21 protein-coding genes are annotated in these 22,619 nt (G+C 69.8%); 15 read left to right on the plus strand and 6 right to left on the minus strand.

The window, feature by feature from the left end:
• Window positions 1–148 precede the first annotated feature (148 nt).
• Entirely contained in the window at window positions 149–856 is a 708-nt protein-coding gene (locus HS041_RS02200) for a sensor domain-containing protein (protein WP_196438841.1), read from the minus strand.
• Between the two features lie 325 nt (window positions 857–1,181).
• Complete coding sequence (locus HS041_RS02205) at window positions 1,182–1,721, minus strand: TetR/AcrR family transcriptional regulator (RefSeq protein WP_196438842.1); 540 nt, start codon at window positions 1,719–1,721, stop codon at window positions 1,182–1,184.
• A gap of 237 nt (window positions 1,722–1,958) precedes the next feature.
• On the opposite strand from HS041_RS02205, the gene HS041_RS02210 reads away from it, so the two are divergent.
• The 4 genes from HS041_RS02210 (at window position 1,959) to HS041_RS02225 (ending at window position 6,807) form a co-directional block, all read left to right on the plus strand.
• Window positions 1,959–2,363, plus strand: a complete 405-nt coding sequence (locus tag HS041_RS02210; protein WP_196438843.1) for a DUF6463 family protein — start codon at window positions 1,959–1,961, stop codon at window positions 2,361–2,363.
• A 797-nt stretch (window positions 2,364–3,160) separates the two neighbouring features.
• Entirely contained in the window at window positions 3,161–4,990 is a 1,830-nt protein-coding gene (locus HS041_RS02215) for a serine hydrolase domain-containing protein (protein WP_196438844.1), read from the plus strand.
• A gap of 18 nt (window positions 4,991–5,008) precedes the next feature.
• Complete coding sequence (locus HS041_RS39890) at window positions 5,009–6,145, plus strand: sensor histidine kinase (RefSeq protein WP_196438845.1); 1,137 nt, start codon at window positions 5,009–5,011, stop codon at window positions 6,143–6,145.
• Window positions 6,142–6,807 carry a response regulator gene (locus HS041_RS02225; RefSeq protein WP_196438846.1) on the plus strand — a complete coding sequence of 222 codons (666 nt, stop codon included), beginning with the start codon at window positions 6,142–6,144 and terminating at the stop codon, window positions 6,805–6,807. The genes HS041_RS39890 and HS041_RS02225 overlap by 4 nt, the downstream gene beginning before the upstream one ends.
• Window positions 6,808–7,077: 270 nt before the next feature.
• Here HS041_RS02225 and HS041_RS02230 read toward each other — a convergent pair whose 3' ends face one another.
• Together HS041_RS02230 and HS041_RS02235 are read right to left on the minus strand one after the other, a co-directional pair.
• The gene (locus HS041_RS02230) at window positions 7,078–7,905 is read right to left on the minus strand and encodes an alpha/beta fold hydrolase (protein WP_196438847.1); all 828 of its coding nucleotides are present in this window, start codon (window positions 7,903–7,905) and stop codon (window positions 7,078–7,080) included.
• A 145-nt stretch (window positions 7,906–8,050) separates the two neighbouring features.
• On the minus strand, window positions 8,051–8,533 hold the full coding sequence (locus tag HS041_RS02235) for a winged helix-turn-helix transcriptional regulator (RefSeq protein WP_196438848.1): 483 nt from the start codon (window positions 8,531–8,533) through the stop codon (window positions 8,051–8,053).
• A gap of 68 nt (window positions 8,534–8,601) precedes the next feature.
• Here HS041_RS02235 and HS041_RS02240 point away from each other — a divergent pair, with 68 nt between their 5' ends.
• Complete coding sequence (locus HS041_RS02240) at window positions 8,602–9,093, plus strand: nuclear transport factor 2 family protein (protein ID WP_196438849.1); 492 nt, start codon at window positions 8,602–8,604, stop codon at window positions 9,091–9,093.
• A gap of 275 nt (window positions 9,094–9,368) precedes the next feature.
• On the opposite strand, the gene HS041_RS02245 is transcribed toward HS041_RS02240, so the two are convergent.
• Window positions 9,369–10,400, minus strand: a complete 1,032-nt coding sequence (locus HS041_RS02245; RefSeq protein WP_196438850.1) for a hypothetical protein — start codon at window positions 10,398–10,400, stop codon at window positions 9,369–9,371.
• A 375-nt stretch (window positions 10,401–10,775) separates the two neighbouring features.
• On the opposite strand from HS041_RS02245, the gene HS041_RS02250 reads away from it, so the two are divergent.
• The 5 genes from HS041_RS02250 (at window position 10,776) to HS041_RS02270 (ending at window position 15,981) form a co-directional block, all read left to right on the plus strand.
• Entirely contained in the window at window positions 10,776–11,831 is a 1,056-nt protein-coding gene (locus HS041_RS02250; protein ID WP_196438851.1) for a sensor histidine kinase, read from the plus strand.
• Window positions 11,824–12,468 (plus strand): response regulator, encoded by a 645-nt coding sequence (locus HS041_RS02255; RefSeq protein ID WP_196438852.1) that lies wholly within the window; start codon window positions 11,824–11,826, stop codon window positions 12,466–12,468. The genes HS041_RS02250 and HS041_RS02255 overlap by 8 nt, the downstream gene beginning before the upstream one ends.
• Window positions 12,469–12,597: 129 nt before the next feature.
• Window positions 12,598–13,692 (plus strand): hypothetical protein, encoded by a 1,095-nt coding sequence (locus tag HS041_RS02260; RefSeq protein WP_196438853.1) that lies wholly within the window; start codon window positions 12,598–12,600, stop codon window positions 13,690–13,692.
• Window positions 13,693–14,047: 355 nt separating this feature from the next.
• Complete coding sequence (locus tag HS041_RS02265; protein ID WP_196438854.1) at window positions 14,048–15,250, plus strand: sensor histidine kinase; 1,203 nt, start codon at window positions 14,048–14,050, stop codon at window positions 15,248–15,250.
• A gap of 26 nt (window positions 15,251–15,276) precedes the next feature.
• On the plus strand, window positions 15,277–15,981 hold the full coding sequence (locus HS041_RS02270) for a response regulator (RefSeq protein ID WP_196440728.1): 705 nt from the start codon (window positions 15,277–15,279) through the stop codon (window positions 15,979–15,981).
• Between the two features lie 409 nt (window positions 15,982–16,390).
• Here HS041_RS02270 and HS041_RS02275 read toward each other — a convergent pair whose 3' ends face one another.
• Complete coding sequence (locus tag HS041_RS02275; protein WP_196438855.1) at window positions 16,391–16,555, minus strand: hypothetical protein; 165 nt, start codon at window positions 16,553–16,555, stop codon at window positions 16,391–16,393.
• A 208-nt stretch (window positions 16,556–16,763) separates the two neighbouring features.
• On the opposite strand from HS041_RS02275, the gene HS041_RS02280 reads away from it, so the two are divergent.
• The 5 genes from HS041_RS02280 to HS041_RS02300 all read left to right on the plus strand — a co-directional run bounded on the left by HS041_RS02280 (window position 16,764) and on the right by HS041_RS02300 (window position 22,613).
• Entirely contained in the window at window positions 16,764–17,567 is an 804-nt protein-coding gene (locus HS041_RS02280) for a hypothetical protein (RefSeq protein WP_196438856.1), read from the plus strand.
• Between the two features lie 163 nt (window positions 17,568–17,730).
• Window positions 17,731–18,309 carry a P-loop nucleotide/nucleoside kinase family protein gene (locus tag HS041_RS02285; protein WP_196438857.1) on the plus strand — a complete coding sequence of 193 codons (579 nt, stop codon included), beginning with the start codon at window positions 17,731–17,733 and terminating at the stop codon, window positions 18,307–18,309.
• 247 nt (window positions 18,310–18,556) lie between these two features.
• A complete protein-coding gene (locus tag HS041_RS02290; RefSeq protein WP_196438858.1) occupies window positions 18,557–19,648 on the plus strand; it encodes a hypothetical protein in 1,092 nt (363 codons plus the stop codon).
• 169 nt (window positions 19,649–19,817) lie between these two features.
• A complete protein-coding gene (locus HS041_RS40355) occupies window positions 19,818–20,627 on the plus strand; it encodes a nitronate monooxygenase (RefSeq protein WP_196438859.1) in 810 nt (269 codons plus the stop codon).
• A 585-nt stretch (window positions 20,628–21,212) separates the two neighbouring features.
• Entirely contained in the window at window positions 21,213–22,613 is a 1,401-nt protein-coding gene (locus HS041_RS02300) for an endo-1,4-beta-xylanase (protein ID WP_307845133.1), read from the plus strand.
• The last annotated feature ends 6 nt before the right edge of the window (window positions 22,614–22,619 follow it).

Here is a 22,619-nt window from a genome sequence, read left to right on the forward strand (position 1 = left end):
GGGCAGGACTCGAAGGGGAGCGGCCTGGCCGGGGATCGGTGCGGGCGGTGCTCATTTCACCGTCCGATGTGCCCCGCCTCGGCCAGGGCGAAGGCGCACAGCGTGCCGGTGCCGGTGCCGAGAACGGCGGATACGTGGGCAACCTCTCTCAAGCGGTGAAAGCGGCGCGGTGCTCGCGGGCCCGGCCGGCGAAGGTGCGCGAGGACTCGCCGGTGAGCACCCGGTCGTCGATGTGCTCGTGCAGCTCGGCGGCCCCGGTCAGCATGGCCCGGCTGAGCCCGGCCTGCACCAGCGCCGCGCCGCGGATCACCGCCGGCAGCGTGATGGCGAACAGCAGGCCGATCGCAGTGGTCATGACCACGCCGATCACGGCGCTGTCACCGAAGCCGAGCAGCTCGGCCAGGCCGTTGTTGTCCGGAATCCCTTCGAGGATCCACCCGTAGATCGGGTAGGTCAGCCCGGTGATCGCCCCGGCCCACCAGGTCACCGTGAGGCAGAACGTCACGACGGCGACCGGGAGGTTCACGATGCCATACAGCAGATCCATCCAGGATTGGCCGTTGGTCAGCGGGTTCACCAGCCGGCGGAACATCCCGGCACCCTGCGGGGTGGGCCGGTAGCGCGGCCGGGCCACCGGGTGGCCGAGCACCTCCGGCAGCATCCGGCGCTCCAGATCCGCGAAGCCACGGGCGAGCATCAGGGACGCTCCCAGGATCGGCACCCCGACCCAGATGACCACCGTCCCCATGCCGAGAGAGAAGCCGGTGACCATCAGGCAGAAGGCGACGATCGCCAGGGGGAGACCGAGGAGCAGGTAGCGGGTGTCGGTGCCGATGCGGCGCATGAGGGGGTTCATGGGGGCAACGCTATGAGCCCCGGCCGGGGGAGATCGATCCTGTCGGCAGGCTTTCCGGGGTAGGGCTGGCCCTACCCTCGCCGATGGGATGATCTCCGTCCCGAAGGGGCCTGTTGACCGCCGACGGGTAACGGCCAAGGCTTTCAATCCGCAGGTTCTGGGTTCGAGCCCCAGACGCCCTACCACTTTCACCTGCGGGTTCTCCCGCCCGGGAGGACCCGCGATCACGACCTGGGACAGGCCTGGGTCACAGGTGGGTCATGCGCGGCCGGCGCCGGCGACGCCGCGCAGCGCGGCCAACCACCGCAAGGGGGACAGCGGGTCGTCACGGTCGAAGTCCAGGAGACGCGGGGCCGGTGAGGGCGAGTACCGCGTCCAGGAGTGCGGAGGTCAACTCGGGGAGTCGGCCGGGGGATTCGGACAGCAGAAACAGCCAGGCGAAGATGGGGCCGACCAGCAGCGCGTTGAGGATGATGGGGCCGGGGCATGCGGTGAGCTCGCCGCGGGAGGCCGCGCGGTTCAGGATCTCGTTGAGGGTCCGGCGCTGGGCGAGGAGGTATTTCGCGTCGAACCGGTGAAGTAGCGCGGGGTCGGCGTGGATATCGGCCAGCAGGCCGGGAACCGCCCCCGGCGGCGCGGCGGCCATGCTGTCTGCGATCTCGGCGAGCACGGCGGCCAGGTCGGCGCGGAGCGACCCGCGGTCGGGCGCCACGGCCAGGAACTGGCCTGGCACGAGAACATCAAAAATCATCTCTTGTTTGGTGGCGTGACGTCGATAGATCGCCGCCTTGCCCACACCGGCACGCGCGGCCACCTCGTCCATCGTGATCCGGGCATACCCCACCTCGGCCAGCAGTTCTCGCACGGCGGAGGCGATCGCGTCATCGACACGGCCGTCTCGGGGGCGCCCGCCCTGTTTCCGGTCTTGCCTTCGAGCAGACATACATGCATGATACGGAACCAGCAGTAATGAAACTCATAGTTCCGAAACTAGCCATCTCACTATTGCCGCCCGGCCGGTGGCCGGACTCCCTGAGGGCCGAAGACCGGGTTGCCTCCGGCGGCGCTTCGGGCGGCTCCACCTCGAGAGCGGAGAAGTCAGATGATCAGATGGGCCGGTTGGATCATGGTGTTGTACGGCGCCGCGCACACGCTCGGCGCCCTGACGGTGGAAGGCGCCGCGCGCCACGCCGGGGCGTGGTTCAGCGGGAAGCTGTGGGGAGAGGACCTCGCCGCGATGAGCCCGGCCGGCAGCGCGTACTGGCTGAGCCTGGCCAGCTTCGGCCCGCCGCTCATCCTGATCGGCTCGATGGTCCTGTGGTTGAACCGCCGGGGCATCGCGCCGCCGCCGTTCATCGCCTGGACGCTGGGAATCCTGACCGTGGTCGACGCCGTGATCATGATCCTCACGCCCTGGCCGATCCTCCTGCTCGCCAACGTCCTGCTGCTGACCGGGATCCACCGTGCCCGGCACCGAGAGCACCCCGTGCCGGGATCGGCCACGTAGCCGGGCGGCCAGGCGGTCAGCGACCGTGCAAGCGATGAGAGGGCGTTGCGCGAGTTGACGTCCCTTTCGTCGTCGGCGTTGAGCGATGCGGGCCGGTCAGGCGATTCGCCGTCAGGCCGGAGCGGGACTGAGTGAACGATCCCGGCTCGGGTCCAAGGAGGATCCCGCGGCCGGCCAGGCGCTTGAGCTTGGCGCGTATGTTCTCGATGCCCTTTTCAAAATCCATCGCGTAGGGCTTGAACCGGGCGTTCTCCGGAGCGGCTACGCGGCTCGGTGGTACTCGTTGATCAACCCGCCGAACACCCTCCGGCGCTCGATCCGGCCTTCCAGCGGTACAACGGCCCGCGCGTCTCGATCGGGTGGTCGCTGCGCACGGGACCGGTACGGCCAGCAGCGTGCCCGGCGCCACCGGCCGGTGGGCCCGCAGTCCCGGCGGCAAGAGCGGCGCCAGCGCGGACAGGAGCGCTCGATCGGCCCAGTCCGGCTTCGGCCGGGCGACTTGACGCCGCAGTACCGCCACCTCATGCCGGAGCACCATGATCTCCGCGTTCTTGGACGCTCGACCACGGCCCAGAAGCACCAGCCGGCCGAACACCTGGAGCGCGATCAGGTAGAGGAGACGCAGAGACACAAGAACCGATCTCGCCCGAGCCGCCACCTCAGGTCGATCTGCAGGTCAAGCGCCCTGCGACGACTTTTGAAGCGGTACACCCTCCCCCCCTCCCCCACGCGGGGGAGGGGGGAATGGGCGGCGTCGGCGATGTGCCGGAAGGGGGGTCTGCAAGAGCCTTGACGACATGTTGCTGAAGCTCCTCACCGCACTGGTCCTCACTGCCACCCCGGCGCAAGCCGCCCAGCCATCCGATCTTCCCGGGGTCGGCGAACTCGTCGACGAGCACGTCACCTCGGTCATGGCCGAGGAGAAGATCCCCGGCGTGACCGTCACGGTGGTGGCCGGCGGCCGGGAGGTGGTCGACAAGGGGTACGGCTGGGCCGACGTGGAGCGCCGTCTCCCGGTGGATCCCGAGCGCACACGCTTCCTCATCGGGTCGGAGACGAAGCTGTTCACGGCTCAGGCGGCCCTGCAGCTGGTTCATGGGGGCAAGCTGGACCTGGACGCCGACGTCAACGCCTACCTGACCACCTTCAAGATCAGTGACACCTACCCGGGCCGCCCGGTCACCCTGCGGCACCTGCTCACGCACACGGCCGGATTCGACGAGGACCACGTCCTGGGCAGCGGCTCGAACGTCCGGCCGCTGGGCGAGGCACTGGCCGCGACCCAACCCGCCCGGCTGCGCCCGCCCGGCACCGGTGTCTCCTACAACAACTACGGCGTCGCTCTGGCCGGATATCTGGTGGAGACGGTCTCGGGGATGCCCTTCGAGAAGTATGTCGAGAAGCACGTATTCGCCCCCCTCGGCATGAAGGACTCGGTGATCGCCTGCGGCGGGCTGGGAGACACCAGGGCCTACCTGGCGGACGGCTCGACGACCACGGCCGATTGCGCGGACTTCGCCGCCTCCGGCGCGGGGCCCGCGTCGACCGCCTCGGACATGGCCGCGTACCTGCGGGCCCAGCTGGAGCTGGACCCCCGTCTCGGGGCCGGGGTGGCGGCCGAGATGCAGCGGCGGCAGCACACCGAGGATCCCCGGCTGCCCGGTATGGGCTTCATGTGGGAGGAGGCGCCGTACAAGGGGCACCGCATGCTCTTCAAGGCCGGTGACATGCCCGGCATGCACACCTACATGTTCCTGCTGCCGGAGCAGGGCATCGGCATCCACGTCATGTCCAACGGCGATGGCACCGGACGGCACGGGCTGGACGGGTTCGAGCTGGCCTACAAGATCATTGATCGCTATCTCCCGGACGCGCGCCCGCCGTCCGTCGAAGCTCTGCCCGGCGCCTCCGCGAAGCAGTACGAGGGCTGGTACCAGAGCAGCAGGACCAGCCACGGCAGCCTCCTGAAGGTGCAGGCGCTCACGGACTCGCCGGTGCACGTCACCGCGACCGCCGACGGCGGCATCCTCACCACCGGCGTCAAGGGCGGTCAGCGGCACTGGATCCAGTTCCAGCCCGGCGTCTTCCAGGAGGAGGGCGGCTGGGACCGCATCGCCTTCCCCGAGCCGGGACAGCTGGCGATCAGCCGCAGCACGGTCGTCTTCGACCGGATCGGCCCGCTGGACCACCCGTCGCTGCACCTCGCCCTGCTGGCCTTCGCGCTCCCCGTCTCGCTGGCCGCTCTGCTGGGATTCCCCGTGGCGGCGATCCGGGCCCGCAGACGACCGTTCCCGCCTCCCGCCGGGCCCCGCGCCCCGCGCCTGCTCGCCTGGTTGGCCGGTGCTCTCGTGGTCGTCTTCACCGCCGGGTTCGGCAGCTTGCTCGCCGACGAGGGCCGGGCGCTGCCGCTGGTCCTGGAAGGGGCTCCCTCACTGATCGCGCTGCTGGTTCTGGCGTCGCTGTCGGTGCCGCTGGCCGCCGCCCTGCTGGCCTGTACGGCGACGGCCTGGTGGAGGCGCTGGTGGCGGCCGTCGGGCAGGATCGCCTACACACTGGTCGCCCTCGGCGTGACCGCGTTCGCCATTGTGGCGGTCACGTACAACCTCGCCGGTCTCTCGTACACCTGAGCTATGATCCACTCACTTATGCGATCTTCTGTCCGTGTCGTCCGCCGGATCCCGCCGCTCGCCGCGGACATCGCCGTCGCCCTGGCCGTCCTCGCCGCCCACTCGGCTCCCTTCCTGCTGACGACCCGGGCGGCCGACCCGGTGACGGGCTACACGATCCAGCAGTACCTTCCCGTGCTCGGCCAGGTGCTGCCGCTGATCTGGCGGCGGCGGGCGCCCCTGACGGTCCTGGTCGCGGTGACGGCCGCGACCGGCGCGTACCTGCTGAACGATCCCGACACCGCGCCGCAGCCCGTCCCGTACGCGCTGCTGATCGCGGTCTACACGGTGGCCGTGCACGGCTCGCGGCGCGAGCGGACATGGGGGCTGGCCCTCCTCGCCGTCGGCGCCGCCGTCCAGCTCGCCGGGCTGATCCTGCGCACGCCGAGTGCGGACACGACGGTGCGCGGGCTGGTGATGTACGTCGCGGCCTGGGCGATGGGACGGGCGACGGCCAACCGGCAGGCCCACGCCCGCCAGCTCGAACGCGAGAAGGAGATGGAGGCGCGCCGGGCCGTCGAGCGGGAGCGGGCGGCGATCGCCCGGGACATGCATGACATCCTCGGTCATGCGATCAGTCTGATGGTGGTGCAGGCGGAGGCCGGGCCGCTGGCCGTACGGCCTGATCCGGGCCGCGCCGAAGCGGCCTTCGACGCCATCGCCGCAGCCGGGCGCGATGCGATGGACCAGTTGCGCCGCCTGCTCGGACTGCTGGGGGAGGACTCGTCCGAGGCCACTCCGACGGTGGCCCGCATCGGGACACTGGTCGAGAACGTGGACCGCGCCGGGCAGCCCGCCGCCTTGACCATCAGCGGAACACCGCGCCCGCTGCCGCCGGATGTGGAGGCCGCCGCCTACCGGGTGGTCCAGGAGGCGCTCACCAACGTGGTCAAGCACGCCCGTGCGAGCAAGGTCTCGGTCGGGCTCGACTGGAGGGAAGACGCGCTCGTGATCGATGTGGTGGACGACGGCCGCGGCCACACCGGTGGAGCGGGGCACGGACTCGTCGGCATCCGTGAGCGTGCGGCGGCCTGCGGCGGCTCGGTGTCCTTCGACCACGGGCCGGGCCGGCGCGGCTTCACTGTCTCGGTGCGCCTGCCGGGGGCCGCCGCGTGACCATCCGCGTCGTGGTCGCCGACGACCAGGAGCTCGTGCGCAGCGGCTTCGCCCTGATCCTCGACACGCAACCGGACATCACGGTCGTCGCGGAGGTCGGCGACGGCGCCCAGGCCGTGGAGGCGGCGCGCCTCCACGCGCCCGACGTGGTCCTGCTCGACATCCACATGCCGGTCATGAACGGCATCGAGGCCGCCGGGAGGATCTGCGCCGAGACCGCCGCCAGGATCATCATCCTGACCACGTTCAACAACGACGAGTACGTCTACGAGGCCCTGCACGCGGGGGCCAGCGGCTTCCTGCTGAAGGACGTGCGACGGGACGACCTCGTCCACGCCGTCCGCGTCGTCACGGCCGGAGAGTCGCTGCTCGCCCCCGCCGTGGCCCGCAAGCTCATCGACGACGTCATCCGGCGCAACACCCGCCCGCCGGTCGCGGTGCCGGGCATGGACGCCCTGACCGGTCGCGAGAGGGAGACCCTGGCCCTGCTCGGTCGCGGTCTGTCCAACCCCGAGATCGCCGAAGCCCTGGTGGTCAGCGAGCACACGGTGAAGAGCCACGTCAGCAACGTGCTGTCCAAGCTCGGCCTCCGCGACCGGATCCAGGCGGTCATCTGCGCCTACGAGTCCGGCCTCGTCCAGCCGGGCCACTGGCGCCGCTAAAGCCTGTGACCAGCCTGCCGCCCGTACGCTTCGGAGCCGGACTCCCAGAAATTCATCGCGCAGGGCTTGAGCTGGAGGTCCTCCGGAGCGTCTACGGCCGGATCTCATGGACAGCCCGGATGACGGCCGAGCGGTCCACACCGCACAGGACGGCCGGGGCGACGCGCGGAAGCTGGAACCGCATGACGACCGACGTCGCGATGACCCGGTCCGCGAACGGCAGCCGGCGGTCGGACCCGGCACCCTCCTTCCAGATGTGCTGCCGGTCCGCTAGCTGCCGAGGAATCCCTCGATCGCCTCGGCGAAGGTTTTCGGAGCGGTGACCCAGGGGTAGTGAGCCCCGGGCAGCACGATGCTGGTCCCGCGCGGGAAGATCCCGGCCAGCTCGGCCGCGTGCGCGGGCAATGGTCCTGGATCCTGCTCTCCCGCGATCACCAAGACCGGCGCGGTGACCTTCGCCAGGCTCGCCCGGGTCTTCTCGGCAGCGGGCATGTCGGCGTGGAAGCGCTTCGCCGCCTCGACCGAGCGTTCGGCGAACCGCGTGGCGTGCGCTTCGGCGGTCTCGTTCCAAGGACTGTAGAAGAACGGCTGCGCCCTCAGGCGCCGGCTCTCATCGCCCGCGTCCCACGCCTTGAGGTCGGGCAGTCTGCTCTCGTACCAGCTCTCGTCAGCTCGGCGCTCGATCTGGGCGTACCACTGCTCATCGGTTATCTCGATCCCCACCGGGTGCACGCTCGGTGTGACCAACACCAGGTGCCCTATCCGTTCGGGATACCGGGCCGCATACAGCAGCGCCAGCCCTCCGGCCGCCGAATGCCCGAGCAGGTCCATCCGCTCGAACCCCAGACGCACACGCAGCGCCTCGACATCCGCGACCATGCGGTCCATCGCATACGTGTCCGGATCAAGTGGCGCCGCAGATTCGCCGGTTCCTCGGTTGTCCAGCAAGAAGAGCCGACGCTGAGCCGCCAGACCGCCGAGATCTCCCAGGTATCGCGAGGACCGCCCCGGCCCGCCCGGCAAGCAGACCAGCGCCGGCCCTTCTCCCCGCTCATGACAGACGAGCACGGTCCCGTCATACGACGTAAAACTGATCATCCTTCCATCCTCGCATCGCAGCCCCCGAGCGCCGTCACGCCACGATCTCGATCTCCAGCCCAGAGCCAACCGGATAACCGCCCGCGCACCTCGCCACCATCGCGCACCGACGCGTAAGCGCGGGAGTGGAGGCGGCACGGCATGGTCACTGGCCGGGCTTGGCCAGCACCATCGTCCCCGGCCCCTGCGCGGCGCCGGGGCCGGCGACCATCGTGATCGTGTCCGCACCGGCGGGGCCACCGCAGTGCGGACACGTCACCGTGGGCGTGAACTGCTCGCCGCAGGAGTGGATCAGCAGGGCGGGCGGCCCGCCGGGCGGCGTGGACCACCGATCGCCCCAGGCCATCAGTGTGATCAGCGCGGGTACGATGTCGCGCCCGGCCTCGGTCAGGTGGTACTCGTAGCGGACCGGCCGCCGCTGGTAGGCCACCTTCTCCACCACTCCCGCCGCCTGCAGGCGGTCCAGGCGCTGGGTGAGCAGGTTCCGCGAGATCCCCAGGTCCTCGCTCAGCTGGTCGAAGCGGCGCAGCCCGAGGAACAGGTCCCGCAGGATCAGCGGCGTCCACGGTTCGGCCACCACGCCGACGGCCTGCGCGATCGAGCAGTGCATCTCCCCGAACCTGTTCATGACCCCAGCATAGTCAGTTGATAAAGTGAACCCTTGATAGTTCACTTTCAGGACTCACTGGAGGCCCGATGAACGCCACCACTCAGCGCTACCGCGAGGCCGGCGAGGCCAAAGACATCGACGCGCTGATGTCCACGCTCGCCCCCACGGTGATCTTCCGCTCTCCGCTCAGCGCCAGAGCCGGCTTCGCCGGGCACGCCCAGGTCCGCCGGCTGTTCAGCGTCGCCCTCGGCGCCCTGCGGGACCTTCGCTACCACGCCGACGTCGGCGACGACCGCACCCGCATGCTCGCCGCCACCGCCCGTCTCGGCCACCACGAGCTGGAGGAGGCCGCCCTGGTCCGCCTCGGCGACGACGGCCTGATCGAGGAGGTCACCATGTGGATCCGGCCGCTGCCCGCGCTCACCGCGCTGATGGCCGCACTGGGGCCCGGCCTGGCCAGGGCCGCGGGCAGACCGGCACTGGCCGCGTTCGTCGGCGCCTCGGTGAGACCGCTGGCCTTCATGACCGACCTCGGCGACCGCACCCTGGTCCCCCTCGTCACCCCGGAGAGCGGCTGATCCCCGCCCGGAGGGGCGAATGTCGGCTTCAAGCAGCCGACGCCCGCCCCTCCTCGGAATACCCCGTAGCCATGGGACCAGCGATCGTTGTCGCCGTAGCCGCATTCCCGAAGCCGCCGGTCATCCGGAACCGGAATGTCGGTGCCGGCGAATGACGGGGGACCGCACCGCCGCCCACCGCCGTTCCCTCTCATTGATCGTTACTGTCGGGGCTGCCTCCGGGATCGCCACGCACAGGGCCATACCGTTAATTTCTTCGTGATCCTCCCGTTCGTTCAGGAAGCGATCGGTTTCGCCGGAACGCACAGGGGCCGGGTCCGGAGCTGGTAGGAGACGGCGGCGATGGCCAGCGCCCAGCCGTATCCGCCGAACGCCAGCGACGCCGCTCCGCCGATGCCGAGCAGGCCGTCGCCCAGGATGCCCGCACCGGCGAGGACCCCGCTTCCGGTGCCGTACAGGGCGAGGGTCGGCGCGAGCACCCAGACCGGTGCCAGCGGCAGGAACCGGGGCACCCGCCGGCCCGCCAACCACAACGTCCAGCGGGGGAAGACCATGCCCCACGGCCGGACGAGTCCCAGCAGCAGGAACACGGCGAGCCCGACACCGCAGACCCCCGCCAGCACCATGGACCAGGTCGGCCGGAATCCGCCGGGCTCGATTCCGGGGACACCGGCCGCGCCGAGGGCGTGCAGGGTGAGGTAGGGAAGGAACGCGCAGCAGCCGGCGTAGGCGATCCGCCGCACCGCGGAGGGCGCCGCGTGCGGCACGGGATGCCGCCGGCCCGATACCTGCGGTGAATGGGCCCGGCCGCACCGGGGACAGACCCCGGCGCTGCGGCGGGCGTGCGCCAGCGCGGTGGCCACGAACAGGGCTCCCACGACGGCCAGGCACAACCGCTCAGCGAAGGTCACCCAGTCGCTGTTGCCGTGGCGGTCGGTGACGGCACCGGTCAGGACCAGCTGGATCAGGTTGAGCAGCACCCAGCAGCTCCCCGTCAGGGCCAGCGCCGCCACACCCCACGCGCCGGCCGACACCACACCAGGCGGCACTCGTACGCCCCACGGGCGCACGGTGGCGGCTGCGACCCCGGACCCGATGAGCAGCACCGCCGCGCCCGGCCACGTGACGTCGGGCAGGCCGAGGTCCGTGATGCCGAGGAACGAGCGGTACCCCGTGAGCGCGGCCACCAGCAGCACGCAGCCGTACACGGCGGCCGCCCCGCTCGCGGCGCTCCCCGACCACGACGCCCACCGCTGCCACCATCTGATCGATGACGCGACCGCGTGGTCGTCGAAACGGCTCCTCATGCGGACCTCCGCGGGCTGGAGAAGACCGTGGAAGTCTGCTCCACCGAACCTTTGATTTCACTGAGGGGCGCTGAGAACCCTCTCAGCCACGTCGGGTACCGCATGGGGCTGACCTGCGGTGCCGGAACCTCATCCGTCCAGGTCAAGCCGCATGCCGGTACTCCCTGAGTACACCACCGAACCGATCAAGAAGGTGACGTACAGGTCAGGCGTCCCTGCAACGGCTTTTGAATCGGCACACCGCTGCTCGCGGGAAGAGTCCGCCCGTAGGCTCGTAAAATGCACTGGACCACACGGACGCGGGTAACCACGATCGCCGCGGCGCTGATCGTATGTGCGCTCGCGGGTCGGCTCATCACACCGGACGCATCGCCGGTGGCCATCGCGTCGGCCGTGGTGACGTGCTCGGCGGCCGCAGTGGTCATCGCGCTGCGCCCGGTTCGGCACCGGGCCGCCCTCGTCCTGTCGGTGATCGCACCCGCCTCAGCGAGCGTGAGCGTCCTCCACGCTCACCGGTACGGCGACGGGGCGGGCGCCTGGGCGTACATGGAGACGCTCGCCCTGCTGCTGATGGTGATCCTCGTGGTCAGGAACACGCCGGTACGGCGGGCTGTGGCCGCCGGGCTCGTGAGCGGCCTGGCCGAGTCGTTACTCATCCTGCGTGTGGTCCCGGCCTCGTCGCTGCTGGAAGCTGCGGGACTGTGCGCGTTCTGGGGGCTCGGCGCGGCCGGGGCGGTGGTGATCGGGATGCACCTGCGCTGGCTGGACTCCGAGCGCGTGCGATCGGTGGTCGGCGCTCGGCGTGCCCAGCGGCTGAACCTCGCCAGAGACCTGCACGACTTCATCGCACATGACCTCGGAGAGATGGTCATCCACGCGCAAGTGGGCCAGGTCGCATCCGGCCGGGAGAGGAAAGCGCTGCGCCACATCGAGCTGACCGGCCAGCGAGCCCTGGCCGCGCTGAGCGCCACGGTCGGCGCGCTGCACGAGCTGGACGACAGTGCCGCAACAGACGAGGGGATACCCGGCCTTGGAGATCTCCCCCGGATCGTCGAGGACTTCGCCGCACTGGGCACCGTGCCCGCCACGCTCCAGCTGGAACCGGGGCTGGCGGAGAGGTTGCCCAGGCGACTGAGTACGACCCTCGCCAGGATCGTGATCGAGTCGCTGTCCAACGTCCGCCGACACGCTCCTGATGCCGGGTCCGTCGAGGTGAAGGTCGTCGGTACCGGTACGAACGTGACGACCAGCGTCGTCAACGGGCCGGGAAGCGGCACCCCCGCTCACACCTCCACCACCCGGCTGGGCCTTTCGGCCCTGGAGGAACGCGTCAGGTCGCTCGGCGGGCGATTCGCCGCCGCTCCACTCGCCTGCGGCGGATGGCGGGTGGTGGCCGAAATCCCGGTCGATACACTGCTGCCCGATGACTGAGCCGGAGATACGCGTCCTCATCGCCGACGATCACAAAATCGTTCGTACAGGTCTGCGGATGATCCTGGAGAGTCACAATGTCATCGTTGCGGGCGAGGCCGCCGACGGGGCGGAGGCGGTGGAGTCGGCCCGGCGGCTCCGTCCCGACATCGTCCTCCTCGACATTGAGATGCCCCGCCTGGACGGCATCGAGGTCACGAAGCTGCTCTCCCAGCAGTCCCTGCGGGTGGTGATCCTCACCTCGTTCGACAGCGACGACTACGTCTACGCGGCTCTTCGGAACGGCGCCTGCGGCTATGTGCTCAAACACAGCGGACCGGCTCTTCTGATCGAGGCCCTGCACGCAGCGATGGCCGGTGACGCCCTCGTCAGCCCTTCGATCACCGTGCGGCTCCTGCGGAACCTGGCCCGGAGAACCAGCACCGCCGGGACCTTCACCGGCGAACCTCTGACCGAGCGGGAAAAGCAGGTGCTCAGCCTGCTGGCGCGCGGACAGTCCAATGATGAGATAGCCCAGTCCATGGTCATCGCACCCAGCACGGTGAAGACCCACGTACAGAGCGTCCAGCGCAAACTGGGCGCGCGGAACCGTGTCGAGCTGGCGGCTTGGGCATGGGAGACGGGGCACGTCGAGTAGACCGGCGCTGAAGCCGCGGAGCCCTCCCCCCGGGAGGGGATGCGTCTCCCCGTGACGGAGGATGTGCCAGGCCCTCAGCCGGAAGCATCCTGGCCGTGCAATGTCACCGGCGGCAGAGGAGCCCCGACCATGGCCATCACACAGCGAACACCGGTGTCGGTATGGAGCCGGTGGCCGATATGGACCATCCGCGCCGCATGGCTCTGGTCAGCGGTCTACGCCGTTCTCGGCGTGTTCTGGGCGCTGGGCGGTACGGGTTTCCCTTTCGGCGCCGGTGACGTCAACGCCGAAGGCCGGGGAACACTGCTGGCCGAGGCGACGGCGCCGGTCACTGGTGCGATCATGGCCGCACTCGGGGCGGCAGGCACGGTCGCCGCCTGGGCGATGTCCAAGCAGGCGAAACGACCGCGGGCGATCCTGCTCCTCTTCGGTTGGAGCCTGGCCGCGCTCCTGGTGCTGGTGCTGCCCGAGATCCGCGCGCTCACCATCGTTCTGTTCCCGCTTATCTTCCTGATGCTCGACAAGATGGACTGGCCGATGGTGAACTTCCTCATCCTCACGGTCGGAGGGTTCCTCTGGGCCGGCGCCACGCTGGCCTACCAGCGAGCGAGCAGATCGGCGTGCGCCCACTGCGGTCGCGGGGCCGAGGGCGGCAGGGGACGGGTGGAAGCATGGGTGCTGCGCCGGGGCCGGATGCTCACATACATCGCCGCCGCCGCACCCTGGGGTTATGCGCTGGTACGGCTGGCCTGGGTGCTGGACCTTCCCCTCGGCGTTCCCCCGGAGTTCCTGCGGCAGATGGAATCCGCCAACGGCGGAGCAGGTGCCAAGGGCATGGAACTCGTCCTTGCCGGAATGTGCGCCGCCGGCTCGGTCCTGACCATAGGACTGGTGCGACGTTGGGGAGAGGTTTGGCCGGGCTGGGTTCTCGGGCTCGCCGGCCGTCCTGTCCCGGTGGCCTTTCCTGTGGCGTTCGCGGGCCTTGCGGCGGCCGGCGTCACCGCCGTCGGCCTGTCCTGGGCGCGCGACCTGCCCGAGTTCGTCGCCAACGGCCTGACTCTTGACATCGAAGGCCATCGAATGGGACCGATCTTCGGCCTGCCCATCCCGTCGTTTCTCCTCTGGGGCGTCTCGCTTGGTCTTGCGGCCCTTGCGTACTACTACCGGCGCACGGGCGACTGCGTACATTGCCGCACCGCACCGGCGGAATCGGCAACGAAATAGAGCGTGTACCGCTTCAAAATCCATCGTGCAGAGCTTGAGCTGGGATTTCTCCGAAGCGGCTATGCGGCTCGGTGGTCATCGTTGATCAGCCCGTCGAGCACCTTCCGGCGTTCGATCCGCCCTTCCAGAGGGACGACGGTCTGCTCGCCGTAATCGGGTGGCTGCACAAGGACCGATCTTGCCGGAACCGCCGCCTCAGGTCGATCCGCAGGTCAGGCACCCCGCGACGATTTTCGAAGCGATACAGGTCCGCACCTCGGCCCGACCCGTGCGAGCCGGTGATGCGGCCCCGGGCGGATGCGGATGCCCGACCGCGGCAGATGCCAGATGATCTATAAGGCGATAACTTCGTGTCATGAAATGGGCTGGATGGCGGCTCGGCGGCAGGCACGCCGCCGACGCGGCGGTGGCGGTCGTCGTGGCGCTGCTCATCAGATACGCCATCGTTGATCCGCCGGGGCCGTCGGTGCCCTGGCCCGCCTGGTCGGCCTGGCCGGTGGCGGCGGTCGTGAGCTTTCCGATCGCGGTCCGGCGGCACCGGCCGCGGGCCGTGCTCGGGTTCGCGTGTGCCGCGGCCGCGGTGGCGACCACGGCCGGCGCCGTCGCGGCGGGCGCGATCTGGCTGACTTTCATGCCGACCGTGCTCGTGCTGTACCTGGTGGCCTCCACCGCCTCGGTCGCATGGTCGGCGACGGCCCTGGCGGCCTGCCTGTCCGCCGCGGTGAGCGCGATCCTGATCTTCTACGCGCAGGTGTTCCCCGGCCTCGCGCCCGCGGCCACACCCAGCGAGATATCGCCGGCCTGGCCGATCGAGATCGGCGTGGTCGGTGTGCTCCTGACTGTCGCGTGGGCCGTGGGGGCGGTCGTGCGCTGGAAGCGGGACACCACCGCCCGCCTCGTCCGCCACCTCGCCGAGTCCGCGGTGTCCGACGAACGCCGGCGCATCGCCCGGGAACTGCATGATGTGATCGGCCACAGCATGAGCCTGATCGCCGTCAAGGCCACCGTCGCCAACCACCTCGCCGAGGCCCGCCCGCAGGAGGTGCGCGCCGCGCTGGCCGTCATCGAGCAGACCAGTCGCAGCACTCTGGCCGAGATCCACCGGGTGCTCGACCTGCTGCGCTCCGACGGCGACCCCCGGCAGGACCCCGTGCCCGCGCCCGGCATGGCGGACCTGCCCGAGTTGGCCGTCCACGCCCGCTCGGCCGGAATCGAGGTGGACCTGACCGTCCGCGAAGAGGCCGCGCTGCCCCCCGCGGTCGCGATGTCGGTGTACCGGATCGTGCAACAGGCCCTGACCAACGTCATCACCCACGTGGGCCCCACCCGCTGCGCGGTCACCGTGGACGTCGACGGGCGCCAAGCCGCGATCGAGGTCGTCGACGACGGCCCCCACCACGGCCGGCCGCCACGGGCGAACCACGGCGGACACGGCCTCGTCGGCATGCGCGAACGGGTCAAGATGTACGGAGGCACGTTCAGCGCCGGACCCCGGCCCGAAGGAGGCTTTCACGTGTCAGCTCGACTGCCCTACGACCCGAACGGCAGTGTGAGATGAGCCTCGACGACATGATCACCGACGACATGATCATCGACGCCGCCCCGCACGACCCGTCCCCGCCCGTCCGGGTCCTGCTGGCCGAGGACCAGGTCCTGATCCGCGACAGCTTCAAGGTCCTCATCGACGCCACACCGGGGATGTCCGTCGTGGGCGAGGCGGGCACCGGCACCGAGGCCGTGCTCCTGGCCCGCCGGCAGCGACCCGACGTCGTCCTCATGGACGTGCGCATGCCCGACATGGACGGCATCGAGGCGACCAGGCGCATCTGCGCCGACCCGGCCAGCGCCGGCGCCCGCGTGCTGATCCTCACCACGTTCGATCTGGACGAATACGTGTACGCCTCGCTGCGGGCCGGTGCGAGCGGATTCCTGCTCAAGAGCGCCGGCGCGGCCGAGCTGCTGGCCGCCATCCGCATCGTCGCCTCCGGTGAGGCGCTGCTGGCGCCCACCGTCACCCGTCGGCTCATCACCGAGTTCCTGCACGGCCCCCGCCCCGCCCCGGCCGCGCGCGACCTCGCCGACATCACCCAGCGCGAGCGCGAGGTGCTCGCCCTCATCGGCAAGGGGATGTCCAACGCCGAGATCGCCGAGCACCTTCATCTCACCGTCGGCACGGTCAAGACCCACATCGGCCGTCTCCTGGCCAAGCTGCAGGCCCGGGACCGGGCCCAGCTCGTCATCGCCGCCTACGAAGGCGGGCTCGCCACCACCCCGGACGGCCGCCGGTAAAACAGGCCGTGTCTGTTCTGTTCCCCCGCAGGCGCAAGGAGGTTCTCGCCCATGAGGCCGTCGCCCGATCCGGTCTTCACCGTCGTCGTCCCCGGGCCGTGCCTGCGGCCTGGGCAGCGTGCCGCTGGGCGGGATGTCACTTGATCGCTATTTCAGCATATTGATCAGTCACCGGCGAGAGTGACTCCTGCTCCGCTGATCTGCTCCAGAAGGGCTTTCACGGTCGCGCCCACATGCTCAGCGAAGGTCCGGCCCGCAGAGGCGTCATAGATCCCGACCCCAGCCGCACTCCTCCTCCCGACGAGGGCGCTCAGACCAATCGGCCGGTTGCGAACCACCCAAAGTCAGAGGTTCAGGAACGGGCACCCAGCCCGCGGCCCCGTTCTGGGCGGCCGGCCCATGGCCGGCGTCACCGGACGGCGACCGGAAAGCCCACGACCGCCGCTACCGGCCAAGCGGGTCGCGGCGACGACGGCCTCGGCTGGTCGACGGTGGCGTATCCGACGGTCAGCGCCGCGGCAACGGCCATCACCGCGTCGGCGACGCCCTTTCCACCGATCCGCCGCCACTCCATGACGCGAGGTTATCGCCTCAACAGATCATCCGGCGTCTGCCCACGGTCGGACATCCGCATCCGTCCAAGGTCGCATCACCGGCCCGTGCCTGCCCGCCAAGATGCGACCCGGGCCAGACGCGCACCCCCCGCCCCACCCAGCACCATTCTGGTGTGCCCCGGCAGACCGGCCCAGGCACACCACTACGGACAGGACGGGCAGCACTCCATGAGCATCGACCTCCACGGGCGCATCACACGGTGGCGGCAGACCGGCGCGGACCGGCGGGCTGCCAACACCGCCGCCAACCTGGACCGCCAGCCGGCGTTCCCCGGCCGCTGGGTGAGCGCCGCCTCACTGATCGCCGGCCCCACCCTGATCATGATCGGGACGCTCCTGCGCTCCTCGTTCTACTACTTCGTCCCTTACCAGCTCGTCGCCTACACCCAGCATCCCACCCTCATCACCGCCGCCTACGCCTGCTTCGCCTTCGGGTTCGTGCTGCTGCTGCCGGGGGTCGTGGCACTGGCCCAGCGAATCACCGCCACCAGCCCGCTGTGGGGACTGTGGGGCGGCTGCCTGGTGATCGTCGGCCTGTTCACCCGGACCTTCCAATTCGGCACCGATCACCTGGCCTTCCACCTGACCGACACCCTGGGCCTGCAGACCATGCTCACCGGCATCGACGGCTACTACGACGCCTGGCGCGAGACGGTCTGGCACCCGTTCCGGTCCATGTCCGGGCCGGCCTTCTTCGGCTGGGTCGTGCTGGCCATCGGCGCCTACCGCTCCGGCGCCCTGGGACTGGGCCGCTCCATCGCCCTGGGCCTGATGTCGGCACTCGCACTCGGGACGCTCAAGGGCACCGAACCGCAGTCCTTCATCGCCGTGGGCGGCCTGTGCCTCGCCTTCATCCCCCTGGGCATCTCGCTGCTGCGCAGCGGCCCCCCGCCGACCAGGCGCGCCATGATCTGGATCGCCGTCCTCATCGCCATCCATGTCCTCATGACGGGCTTCGGCCCGCGAGGATGACGACCCGGACCGGTGGTACGCCGGTGAGCCCGACGAAGGCGGCGCTGTGCGCCGCCTTTCGGCCCGTCGTCCGCTCGGCGGCCGGGCATGCGCCCTGGGGCCGGTCCCGGCCGCCGGCGGCTCGGGCCCCCACCACCTACGGACCATGACCTACCATCGCCGAATGCTCGTCGTGCTCGTGAACGGTCTGCCCGGCTCAGGTAAGACGACCCTCGCCAAGGCCCTCGCCCACGCTTTCGGCCTCCCCCTCCTGAGCAAGGACCGCATCAAGGAAACCCTCGCCGACACACTCGGCACCACCGCACCACCGGGCATGACCGACCGGCGATGGAGCCGGAAACTCGGCGCCGCAGCAGGCGAAACCCCCTGGGCGCTCCTCGCCGACACCAAGCACGGTGCGGTGCTCGAAAGCCCATGGCTCGCGAATCTGCGGCCGATCGTCGTCGCCGGTCTGCAGAAAGCCGGCGTCACCGGAATCCATGAGGTGTGGTGCGACGTCCCCGTCCCCCTCGCGCGTCGGCGATACGAGGAACGATCAGCCGACCGGCACCCCGTCCACCATGACTCCCGTGTCGACGATCAGCAGTGGGCCGAATGGGCACGCCAAGCAGAACCACTCGCTCTCGGCCCCGTGCACCGCGTGAACGCCGCTCTGGCCGTGGACGTCACCGAGCTGGCAGAACAGATACGCCGAATGACCATGGCCGACGCCTCCGGCGGGGACACTCCGGCTCCGGGGTGATCAGGAGGCAGAGGCGTGCGCGCCTGCGTCGACAGCGCGTGATTCCCATGGAGCCGGGTGGCCGTCTCCGGCACTCGCCTCTGCAGGTTTGGACGCGTGACCTCGCGCGGCGAGGCCGCCGCGCCGCTGCTGAAGGCTCCTGTGAGTCCTCTCAGTCCGGCTCAGCTTCGCCACAGGATCTCCCTCGTAAATTGCGGGAACATGACCAACACGCCACGTATCACAGCAGTGCCCCGGCGGCCGGATCATGACTGAAAACGCGCGCACGGTGAGCGTGCCAGGGCTTGGCCGGTGGCGTGGGCGGCCGTCCTGGGCGGTGTACGCGACCTTCGGCTGGGCGCTGGTGTACGGCGGGTTCGGCCTGATCGCGGCGCTGACCGGAACCGCGGTGTTCTACCGTGCCGCCGAACCGCTGCCGGTCGGCCTGAACTGGATCATCGTGGTCGTGGCCGCCGCGGCGTCGGTGACGCTCTTGGCCGCCGTACGGCTCTGGGACCGGCGCGTTCCCCGGCCGGTCATCCCCGTCACGCTGATCGGGCTGTGCGTGCTGACCGGCGCGGCCGCATTCGGCCTGCTGATGGACGCGGTCACGTTCGCCTTCACCCAGGGTGTGGACAGCTGGACGGCTACCGCCAACCGGGTCCTGGCCGCCGTCGGCGTGGTGCTGCTCGTCGCCACGGCCCGGTCCTACCGCTCCGCCTCCGGCGCCTGCGTGCGATGCGGCGCCGTCCACACCTCCCCCACCGCACGGATCAGCCCGGAGCCCGCCCCCGCTCCCCCGCGCGTCCGCGTGCTGGCCTATGCGGGCGCCGCGGCGTTCCTGCCGTACGCGGCCATGAAGACGACGTGGGCGCTGGGCGGGACCTTCGCCGGCGTCAGCGGGGCACAGATGCTGGCGACGATGGAGCACAACGGCGCCTCCGGAGTGCTGCTCACCCTCGAACGGTGGGGCGTCGACGCCACGGCGCTGCTGGCCGCGCTTGGGGTGTTCCTCATCTTCGGCCTGGTACGGCCGTGGGGGCAGACCTTTCCCCGGTGGACGCCCGCTCTGCGCGGCAGGCGCGTGCCTCGCTGGCTGCCGCTGGCCCCCGCGCTGATCGGCGCCGCCACGCTTGTCCCCTACGGAGCGGTCGGACTCGTCTACGCCGCGCTCGGCACCTCAGGTGCGGTGACCGTCTCCCGTGGGGACTTTCCCACCCCAGAGGATGCCCTGCTGGTGACCTGGATCGGGCTCGGCGCCTTCGCCGTGTACGGCATCGCGCTGGCTGTGGCCGCCTGGTCTTACCTGCGCCGCACCCGGCCGATCTGTGCGGCCACCGGAGCGAGGGCTCCGGCATGAATCACCTGCTCCGGCGGTGCTCGACGTACGGGAGCGCAACGGCGGCGGCAATGCCCGCTCCGCGCTTCCGGGGGGCGACGGCCGACATCGCATGGCGCCGTGCCGGAAGGACCGCCTTCCTGCCGAAGTCCGGTGCTTTTGTGTCACCAGAGGGAGGATGACTGCGGTTATGGCGTTGTCGACGGCGTTCACGAAGTTGTTCGGTGTACGGCACCCGATCGCGCTGGCGCCGATGAGAGGGTCGGCCGGTGGTGCGCTGGCGGCTGCCGTCTCCCGCGGAGGCGGGCTCGGATTGCTGGGCTCCGGGAAGGGGGATCGGGATTGGCTGGCCCGCGAGCTGCCGATCATCGCCCGTGCCGGGAAGCCGTGGGGCATCGGATTTCTGACCTGGGCGATCGATGTCGGTGCGGTCGAGCGGGCGTTGGAGCACAACCCCCGGGCGGTCATGTTGTCCTTCGGAGACCCGAGCCCGTTCGCCGAACGCATCCGCCGGGCAGGACACCGAGCGCAGCAGCGCCCTGGATATCGCCCGAGGCTCCCGGTGGTCGTCGAACTACACCGCCCGCACCCACGGCCATCCGTTCCTCGACCGATGGCGGGACCGGGAAGCGGAACTTGCCGCGGATCCTCACGCTCAACAGACCTATCAGGCCGACGTGGCACGGGGCGAGGTGCCTCCGCTGCCGGTGTGGGCCAGCGAGGCCATCGACCTCATCACCGACCTGACCCGCAGCCGATCTTGCCGACGCTCTGGCCGTACAGGCCGAGCAGGCTCTCGCACGAGCGGGGAGACACTGACGGGAAGACCTGCCGGGAGCGGCCCTCCGGCAAGACTGCGATCTGTGTCGATGACATTGTCGGCAGGCGCACATTTCCTGCGGCATCACCCCTTTCGGTTTGCCCGGCCGGTCTGCCTCCCGTGCGAAGGCGGACCGGCGGACGCGGAGTGACCTGGGCGTGTGGTGTCACCCGGGCTTGACGGCCTTGCGCATCCCATGGGCGGGGGCCATGTTAGCGATAACATTCCGCAGTGCAGCCCTCCTTCGGTACCCCGACGTCTTCGGTGGTGATGGCGGCGAGTAAATACGGCAGACCAGAGGCCGTCAAGGGGCGGCGGTCCCGTACACGACCATGCCAGGCAGGTGCCGCTCGTCTGCGCAGCCCATCCTCGCGTCCGCAACTTGCGGATGTCTTATGAAATTTTCACAGGCGACCTCCTGCTTCTTTGCTCTCCATGAGACCCCTTGCGACTCAAGACGTCGATCGAGGAGCATCGTTTCAAGATCGATAGTTCCGAAAATTTCGCTTAAGTATTGACATGTTTCTGTTGCGTTTCCACACTGATCTCCGAGGCGGCCGGCCCTGCCTGATGTGGTGATCGGCGAGGGCCGCCGGCCATGACGCCACCGTGGTGTGCGCCTCCGGTCCGGGGTGCGGCGTCGTTCGCCGGATTTCCGCATATCCCTCTTCCCGTGATTTCAGCATGGAGTCAGGTATGGGCATGAAGGCTTTACCCTCGTCCGCGTACGAACGCTTCGGCGCCCTCCGCGGCATCGTGAGCGCCGTGAGCGTCCTGGGGGTCGTAGGCGCGGCGCTGATGGTGTCGGTTCCCGCAGATGCGGCGGCGAGCACGCTGGCCGCCGCCGCCCAGCAGAGCGGCCGGTACTTCGGCACGGCCATCGCCGCCGGCAGACTGGGTGACCAGACGTACACGACGATCGCGAACCGCGAGTTCGACATGATCACCGCCGAGAACGAGATGAAGATCGACGCCACGGAACCCAACCGAGGGCAGTTCAACTTCAGCGCCGGCGACCGGGTCTACAACTGGGCGGTGCAGAACGGCAAACGGGTGCGCGGCCACACGCTCGCCTGGCACTCTCAGCAGCCGGACTGGATGCGGTCGCTCTCCGGCAGCAACCTCCGCCAGGCGATGGTCGACCACATCAACGGCGTGATGGGGCACTACCGAGGCAAGATCTACGCCTGGGATGTCGTCAACGAGGCCTACGCCGACGGAAACTCCGGTGGTCGGCGCGACTCCAATCTCCAGCGGACCGGCAACGACTGGATCGAGGTGGCCTTCCGCACCGCGCGGGCCGCCGACCCGTCCGCCAAGCTGTGCTACAACGACTACAACATCGACAACTGGAGCTGGGCCAAGACGCAGGGCGTCTACAACATGGTCCGCGACTTCAAGCAGCGCGGCGTGCCGATCGACTGCGTCGGCCTGCAGTCGCACTTCAACAGCAACAGCCCCTACAACAGCAACTACCGCACGACCATCCAGAGCTTCGCAGCCCTGGGTGTCGACGTGCAGATCACCGAGCTGGACATCCAGGGCGGCTCGGCCACCACGTACGCCAACGTCGTCAACGACTGCCTGGCGGTGCCGCGCTGTACCGGCATCACGGTCTGGGGGGTTCGCGACAGCGACTCCTGGCTCGGCGCCAACGCCAGCGCGCTGCTCTTCGACGGCAACGGCAACAAGAAGGCCGCGTACAACTCCGTCCTGAACGCGCTCAACAACGCGGGTCCGAACCCCACGTCCTCGCCGACCGTCACTCCCACGCAGAACCCCGGTGGCGCGGGACAGATCCGGGGTGTGGCATCCGGACGGTGTGTGGACGTGCCGAACGCCACGACGACCGACGGCACGCAGCTCCAGCTGTGGGACTGCCACGCCAACGCCAACCAGCAGTGGGCCTACACGTCCGCACAGGAGATCCGCGTCTACGGCAGCAAGTGCCTGGACGCCGCCGGCACCGGCAACGGCGCCAAGGTGCAGATCTACTCCTGCTGGGGCGGCAACAACCAGAAGTGGCGCGCCAACTCGGACGGCTCGATCGTGAACGTCCAGTCGGGTCTGTGCCTCGACGCCGCCGGCACCGGCAACGGCGCCCAGCTCCAGACCTACTCCTGCTGGGGCGGCAACAACCAGAAGTGGACCTGGAACCGGAGCTAGGAGGAC

Source organism: Planomonospora sp. ID67723, from assembly GCF_015711605.1.
Lineage (GTDB): Bacteria > Actinomycetota > Actinomycetes > Streptosporangiales > Streptosporangiaceae > Planomonospora_A.